Origin of the sequence: Pseudomonas sp. MD195_PC81_125, assembly GCF_014060985.1 — a bacterium.
Lineage (GTDB): Bacteria > Pseudomonadota > Gammaproteobacteria > Pseudomonadales > Pseudomonadaceae > Aquipseudomonas > Aquipseudomonas parakoreensis.
The window spans coordinates 1-7,249 of the sequence record NZ_JABULD010000570.1 but is presented as its reverse complement, the minus strand read 5'-3'; the positions used below and the strand labels follow the sequence as shown (position 1 = coordinate 7,249).

Genomic DNA, 7,249 nt, shown 5'->3' with positions numbered 1-7,249 from the left:
ATGAACAGCTGTCCCATTGCGTCTGCGGTAGAGCGCTCGATCCTGAAGCCGTAGCTGTTCGGATCTCCGGTGGTTTCTGCAATGGGCGCCAGAGCTAGAAGGTATAGAGCCTGCATGGCCCTGTCAGTCATGGTCGGAATGCCCAGTGGGCGCTCCTTTCCGTTTGACTTCGGAATGAACACACGCCTTAAAGGCCGTGGTTTGTATCCGTGGCGCTTCAACCCGTTTGCCGCTTTCCATTTGGCATCGGGTGTATCCCAGAGCACGCGGTCGACTCCCGCCGTGCGCTTGCCCTGGTTTTCAGTGACTCGCCGAACGGCCAAATATCTGGCCGAACTAGAGCGGGTCAGCATTCGTTGCAGGGAATTAACCCTGCGCCAATTGCCTTCCCGACAAGCCTTCGCAATCCGTAACTGCATCGCCCGGACATTCCGCTGAACACGCCACCAATCGATGTCATGCCATTGCTGCGGAGCGCCGGAAGGCGCAGACACGGCCGTAGGGCTGTGTACTTTCATGCTGCCTTCCTCTCAAATTGCCTGAGCTGAAGACGTACGCATTCCCTGACGGGAATGGACGTCCCGTCAGGGCTGGATAAATGGGAAACCTAAACTGCAGGTTTCTGAGATTATTGAGACAGGCTCAGTCAGAGTTCATGCGACGAAAGACCACGCAGAAGTCTGCCCGGTTTCCCGTGGGGTGATGTTCCAACCCCTATTCGATCCATTACAGATCGACTTTCGCTTTCTCTGCGATCCCATACCCGCACAGCCAACAGATCCCCTTGCGGTTCACCTGCCCGAAGGCAGCCATACGGGCTTACCACGTTCCCTGCCTGTCACACGATTGGGTTAGGGCCTGCCTTTTCGCCGGTGATTCTGATGACGACGTATCTCCAGCCTCTACAGAGATATCCGATCACTTTGCCTTTTGGCTCAAGCCTGACAGCTGTTTTGGCTTGTTTATAATTACGACGTTTATCAGCAGTTCACATATGTTGCCCATGCCAACCAGCCTGGCGCCTCAACCCGGTTCAGCTCCGAGCATCTCTACATCCCCTCACGGTGGCTGCAGACCTTTTCAGGGGCTACGTTGTTGGAAAAGCTTCACACCTCATCGTTGCCAATGACGCATGTCTTCCTAGGCTATCGTTGGTCGTACAACGAGTCCGCTGCCAACTTGCAAGCAAGCTGGATGGACAATGACAGACAGAGCTTTCGCTCGAGTCTTCAGAGGGATAAGCAGGAACTGACAGAGTCAGCATGCTCAGAAAAGTGTTTCCTCCTGTTTCGAAGCAGGAGAAAACCCTTGCGGGGATTCTATCCCGCAGGGGTGAGGTTCTGTGAGAACCGAAGATTGAAGATGCATTCTAGAAAGAAAAGATCCTTTCCCAGTCGATTGTGTCGAATGCTGATCGACTGTGGGCATGCCCCGCCGCAACGGTAAGTCCTTGAAGGCAGTGGACTTCTTTGATGGATTTTTATTCCGGAGATTGGGTACTCCAGCCTTGGCTGTAATCGAACAGCCCTTCAAGATGACCATCCACCTCGAAGTCTTGAAGACACGCTACGCGTGTCGCACAGAGGCGCTTATAGTAACGACTTTTCGCCCGTCAGGCTTGTCCCAATGCCAGACGGCCAACAGCAAACCCTGTGGGAGCGAGCTTGCTCGCGAAAGCGTCGGGTCAGTGAAACAAATGTCATCTGACAGGACGCCTTCGCGAGCAAGCTCGCTCCCACAGGAGAGTGCGATGGTTTCAAGAGCTGCGAAAACCATTATTACGAATACTGTCCGAGAGCCTTCCATGCCCGAATCCGCCCACGTCATCCGCGCCCCCGATCGCCCACAAGGCTGCCGGTGCCGACCCGTATGCCTGGCTGCAGGAACGCGACACCGACGCGGTGCTCGACTACCTCAAAGGCTGAAAACGCCTATCAGGAAGCACAGACCGCCGATCAGGCCGCCCTGCGCGAAAGCCTGTTCGAGGAGATCAAGGGCCGGATCCTCGAAACCGACCTGTCCCTGCCCTCGCCATGGGGGCCGTATCTGTATTACACGCGCACCACCGCTGGCGACGAATACGCCCGGCATTACCGCTGCCCGCGTCCGGCCGACGACAGCCTGACCCTCGACGAAAGCCGCGAGCAACTGCTGCTCGACCCCAACGAGCTGGCCAACGGCGGCTTCTTCTCGCTCGGCGCGTTCAGCATCAGCCCGGATCACCAGCGCCTAGCCTACAGCGTCGATGCTTCGGGCGACGAGATCTACACGCTGTTCGTCAAGGAACTGGCCAGCGACAAGGTCAGCGAGCTGGAATTCCAGGACTGCGATGGCAGCATGACCTGGGCCAACGACAGCCTGACCTTGTTCTTCGGCGTGCTCGACGACACCCATCGCCCGCACAAGCTGTTTCGCTATCGCCTCGACGGCACCGCTGCCGAAGAGGTGTTCCATGAGCCGGACGGACGTTTCTTCCTGCATTGCTACCGCTCCAGTTCCGAGCAGCAATTGCTGCTGACCCTGGGCAGCAAGACCACCAGCGAAGTCTGGGCCCTGGACGCGCATCAGCCGCACCTGCCCTTCACCTGCCTGGCGCCCCGGGTCGAGGATCACGAATACGATGTCGACCACGGCGCGCTGGATGGCGCGTGGACCTGGTTCATCCGCACCAACCGTGACGGCATCAACTTCGCCCTGTATCAGGCGCCGGACACCGGTGTCGTGCCAACCGAAGCCAACTGGCAGAACCTGATCCCGCACAGCGACACAGTGATGCTCGACGGCGTGACGCTGAACACAGCGGCCATGACCCTGAGCCTGCGCGAAGGCGGTCTGCCGATCATCGAAGTTCACCCACAGGGCCAGACGCCGTATCGCGTGCAATTGCCGGACGCGGCCTACAGCCTCTATGTGCAGAACAGCCTGGAGTTCGAGAGCGACCGCATCCGTCTGCGTTACGAGGCGTTGAACCGTCCGGCGCAGGTGCGGCAGTTGCTGCTGGACAGCGGCGAGCAAACCGTCCTGAAAGAAACTCCGGTGCTCGGTCCGTTCGACGCCGACGCCTACGTCAGCCAACGCCTGTGGGCCACCGCGCCGGACGGCACGCAGGTGCCGATCAGCCTGGTGATGAAACGCGAGATGGTCGGCAAACCGGTGCCGCTGTACCTGTACGGTTATGGCGCCTACGGCTCCAGTCTCGACCCGTGGTTCTCCCACGCGCGCCTGAGCCTGCTGGATCGCGGCATGGCGTTCGCCATCGCCCACGTGCGTGGCGGCGGTGAGCTGGGCGAAGCGTGGTATCGCGCTGGCAAACAGGAGCACAAGCACAACACCTTCAGCGACTTCATTGCCTGCGCCGAATTTCTGATCCTCAACGGCATCACCACCGCTGAAAAACTGGCGATCAGCGGTGGCAGCGCTGGCGGTTTGTTGATTGGTGCGGTGCTCAATCAGCGTCCGGACCTGTTCGGCGTGGCGATTGCCGAAGTGCCGTTCGTCGACGTGCTCAACACCATGCTCGACCCCGATTTGCCGCTGACCGTCACCGAATATGACGAGTGGGGCAACCCCGCAGAGCCGGACGTCTACGAGCGGATCAAAGCGTACGCGCCGTACGAAAACGTCACCGCGCAGGCTTACCCGGCAATGCTGGTGATCGCCGGCTACAACGACAGCCGCGTGCAGTACTGGGAAGCCGCCAAGTGGGTGGCGAAACTGCGCGCGACCAAGACCGACGACAACCTGCTGCTGCTCAAGACCGAACTCGGCGCCGGGCATGGCGGAATGAGCGGGCGTTATCAGGGATTACGTGACGTAGCACTCGAATATGCATTTGTGTTCAAGGTTTTGGGCCTGGCCTGAGGAACTCCATCGGTCACTTGGGTCTTAACTCCAGACCCAAGAGGCCGATACACCACAGATCCCTGTAGGAACGAGCCTGTGTGGTGAGGGGATTTATCCCCGATGGGTGGCAAAGCCGCCCCAGATCTGCAATGCGATTCTTTCAGGCCGATCGCATTGGCGGATTTGCGACTGCTGCGCAGCCGATCGGGGATAAATCCCCCTCACCACAGGCTCACTCCTACAAGGGTCCGTGTAGTGCCTGAAAACCGTGAAAACAATAAAGACCGCAACGACATGTCAGAACCGACCTTACTGAACAACGAAATCCGCGACTGGCTGATGGACTGTGGCCTGTTCGATCAATTGCAACTGGCGGACTTCGCCGCGGCCTCGGGCTACTTCAGCATCAGCACCGTGGCCGAAGGTGAGGCGATTTTCCGTGAGGGCGATGCCGGCAGTTTCATGTGCATCCTCCACACCGGTCAGGTCGCGGTGCAGAAGACTGGCCCTGACGGCCAGGTCATCACCATGGCCACCCTGCGCAGCGGTCGGGCGTTCGGGGAAATGGCCGTGCTCGATGGTGAGCGCCGTTCGGCGACCTGCGTCGCGGCGAGCAACTGCCAACTGCTCAACCTGGGCAAGGACTCACTGGAAAAAAATGCTCAACGACGCGCCGAAGATCGCCGCCAAGATCATTCGCGCCCTCGCCGTGTCCCTTTCCAAACGCTTGCGCATGGCCGACGGCCAACTGGCGGCGCAACAGGTTTAACCGCCGGGGGATTTGGCCTTGGTGCTGCTCGGCTCGATACCCGGCACCGGTTGATCCTTGCTCGGCGGGCTGGGCATTTCGATTGGCACCAGTGGCGGGCTGCCACTGCCGGCGCCGGCCTTCGGTGCGCTAATCGGGGTGATTTGCGGATACGGCGTTGGCGTGGCGGTACCCGGTGATCCGGGTTGCGGCGTCGGGCTGACCGGAATGGTCTGCTGCGCCTGCACTGCAGTAATCGCGAGCGCGGCCAGGGCAATGGCCGTTAGAATGATGCGCTTCATCAAGGGCTCCGTTTGGCCTCTAGTCTGCGTTCAGGCTACTCCCAACGGGCCTGCTTGCCTTCCCCCCTTGTAGAGATTTCCATGAAACGTTTCGTTCTGCTCGACACCACGCCGATCCCTGACAGCGGCGGCGCCCTGTGCCTGTTCGAGTATGGCGAGGATTTCGTCATCAAGATCCAGGGCGGCGACGGCGGGCAATTGATGAACACGCGCATGCACGGTTCCGAAGATGCGCTGGCCGAGATTCCTTGCCGCAAGGTGGCCGGACGGCCGAATTCACGGGTGTTGATTGGCGGTCTGGGCATGGGCTTCACCCTCGCCTCGGCGCTCAAGCATCTGGCAAGAGCGCCGAAGTGGTGGTCGCCGAACTGGTGCCAGGGGTGGTCGAGTGGAACCGTGGGCCGCTTGGTGAAAAGTCCGGGCGACCGTTGCTCGATTCGCGCACGGTGATCCGCCAGGACGACGTGGCCAAGGTCCTGCAAAGCGAGCCGAACGGCTTCGACGCGATCATGCTCGACGTCGACAACGGTCCCGAAGGCCTGACCCAGAAGGCCAACAGCTGGCTGTATTCCGCCGCCGGTCTGAACGCCTGCGCCAAGGCCCTGCGGCCCAAAGGCGTGCTGGCGGTGTGGTCGGCCAGCGCTGACCGGCAGTTTTCCGACAAATTGAAGAAGGCCGGTTTCAAGGCCGAAGAAGTCCAGGTCTTCGCCCACGGCAACAAAGGCACCCGCCACACGATCTGGATTGCCGAGAAGCTCAAGGGCTGAGCTAAACTCTGCACATAACCGTCATCAGTCTTTTACAAAGGTGAACCCATGAGTTCGTCCACCCCGACCAACACGTCGAAACTCGATCGCATCCTGGCCGACAACCAGCGCGACAAGGAAATGGGCTACCGCGACAAAGCCCTGAAGATGTACCCGCACGTCTGCGGCCGCTGCGCCCGTGAGTTTTCCGGCAAGCGCCTGAGCGAACTGACCGTGCACCACCGCGATCACAACCACGACAACAACCCGCAGGACGGCTCGAACTGGGAACTGTTGTGCCTGTATTGCCATGACAATGAGCACTCGCGCTACACCGACCAGCAGTATTTCGGCGACGGCTCGCTGAGCACACCGAAAATCGCCAAGGCGACGCATAACCCGTTTGCCGCCCTCGCCGGCCTGATGAAAAAAGAAGATTAAAGTTCTTCATTGGCCCGACTGGCCCCTTCGCGAGCAAGCTCGCTCCCACACTGGATCGGTGTCATACACAAAACTACTGTGGGAGCGAGCTTGCTCGCGAAGGCGGCCGTTCGGGCACCGATAATCCGAGGTCTGACCACAACCGCCCAATCCCCGTATAATCGCCCTCTTTTTCCCGAAGGCACCCCGCTCGTGGCAGACAAACGTTACAGCTGCATTGGTTTGTACAACCCCAAGTCACCGGAGAACGTCGGTTCGGTGATGCGCGCCGCAGGCTGTTACGGCGTGGCGTCGGTGTTCTACACCGGCAAGCGCTATGAACGCGCCGCCGACTTCGTCACCGACACCAAGCGTGTGCACTACGACATCCCGCTGATCGGCATCGACGACCTGAAAAAGATCCTCCCGCTCAACTGCGTCCCGGTCGCCGTGGAACTGGTCGAGGGCGCCCGCCCGCTGCCGGAATACACCCACCCGGATCGCGCGCTATACATCTTTGGCCCGGAAGACGGCTCACTGGATAAAGAGATCCGCGACTGGTGCGAAGACGTCGTGTACATCCCGACCACCGGCTGCATGAATCTGGCAGCGACGGTCAACGTGGTGCTCTACGACCGCATGGCCAAAGGCCTGAATACCCGCTCCGGGCCGAAATTCCGCTGAAACGTCGCACATCCGATGGAACGAGCCGGGCGCTGCGGCAGTCAGCTTATCTATCTATTGCACATTGCCTGGGAGACAGATCATGACCGAACTCAAACGTGTCCAACGTATCGATTCCACCCCGTTCCAGAGCCCGACCGATCAGAACGTCCAAGGCTGGGAGCGCATCGGCTCGCTGGCCGGTGGCGTGATCATGGTCGGCAAGGGCCTGCGCCGTGGCGGCGTGTTCGGTCTGATTCAAGTGGCGATTGGCGGTGTGGCGATGGCCCGTGGCATCACCGGGCACAGCTCGGTGAAGAGCCTGCTGGAGAAAAGCCGTCAGGACATGAACAACGTGCGGGCCAAAATCGAGCGCGCGGGTGAAGAGCTGAGCCAGCTCAAGGCCAATGCCGAGGCGGCGACCAGCACCGCGACGGTGACTGGCAATGATTCGGTGAAATCGCCGAAGGCCGGGGTTTAAAAGCAAAAGATCGCAGCCTGCGGCAGCTCCTGCAGAGATTGGTGCA

Annotated in this window: 5 protein-coding genes and 3 pseudogenes; 6 read left to right on the top strand and 2 right to left on the bottom strand. The window is 60.1% G+C overall.

Annotated elements, in window-relative coordinates:
* Positions 1–518 (bottom strand): reverse transcriptase N-terminal domain-containing protein (locus tag HT737_RS22820; RefSeq protein ID WP_182404056.1); only part of this gene is annotated, 518 nt, incomplete at its 3' end.
* A 1,269-nt stretch (positions 519–1,787) separates the two neighbouring features.
* Between HT737_RS22820 and HT737_RS22815 the strand changes: the two are divergent.
* Together HT737_RS22815 and HT737_RS22810 are read left to right on the top strand one after the other, a co-directional pair.
* Positions 1,788–3,861 (top strand): annotated as a pseudogene (locus HT737_RS22815) (S9 family peptidase).
* Between the two features lie 276 nt (positions 3,862–4,137).
* Positions 4,138–4,612 (top strand): annotated as a pseudogene (locus HT737_RS22810) (cyclic nucleotide-binding domain-containing protein).
* On the opposite strand, the gene HT737_RS22805 reads toward HT737_RS22810, so the two are convergent.
* Positions 4,609–4,893, bottom strand: coding sequence for a hypothetical protein (locus HT737_RS22805; RefSeq protein ID WP_047292319.1), 285 nt, complete (start codon positions 4,891–4,893; stop codon positions 4,609–4,611). The pseudogene HT737_RS22810 and the gene HT737_RS22805 sit on opposite strands and share 4 nt — an antisense overlap.
* Positions 4,894–4,974: 81 nt before the next feature.
* Between HT737_RS22805 and HT737_RS22800 the strand changes: the two are divergent.
* From HT737_RS22800 to HT737_RS22785, 4 genes and pseudogenes are all read left to right on the top strand, one after another.
* Positions 4,975–5,660, top strand: a pseudogene (locus HT737_RS22800) (spermidine synthase).
* A gap of 48 nt (positions 5,661–5,708) precedes the next feature.
* Positions 5,709–6,080: a YajD family HNH nuclease gene (locus tag HT737_RS22795; RefSeq protein WP_003222612.1), complete on the top strand. Its 372-nt coding sequence runs from the start codon at positions 5,709–5,711 to the stop codon at positions 6,078–6,080.
* A gap of 192 nt (positions 6,081–6,272) precedes the next feature.
* On the top strand, positions 6,273–6,743 hold the full coding sequence (locus HT737_RS22790) for an RNA methyltransferase (protein WP_007911337.1): 471 nt from the start codon (positions 6,273–6,275) through the stop codon (positions 6,741–6,743).
* Positions 6,744–6,825: 82 nt separating this feature from the next.
* Complete coding sequence (locus HT737_RS22785; protein ID WP_182404055.1) at positions 6,826–7,203, top strand: DUF2892 domain-containing protein; 378 nt, start codon at positions 6,826–6,828, stop codon at positions 7,201–7,203.
* Positions 7,204–7,249 lie beyond the last annotated feature (46 nt).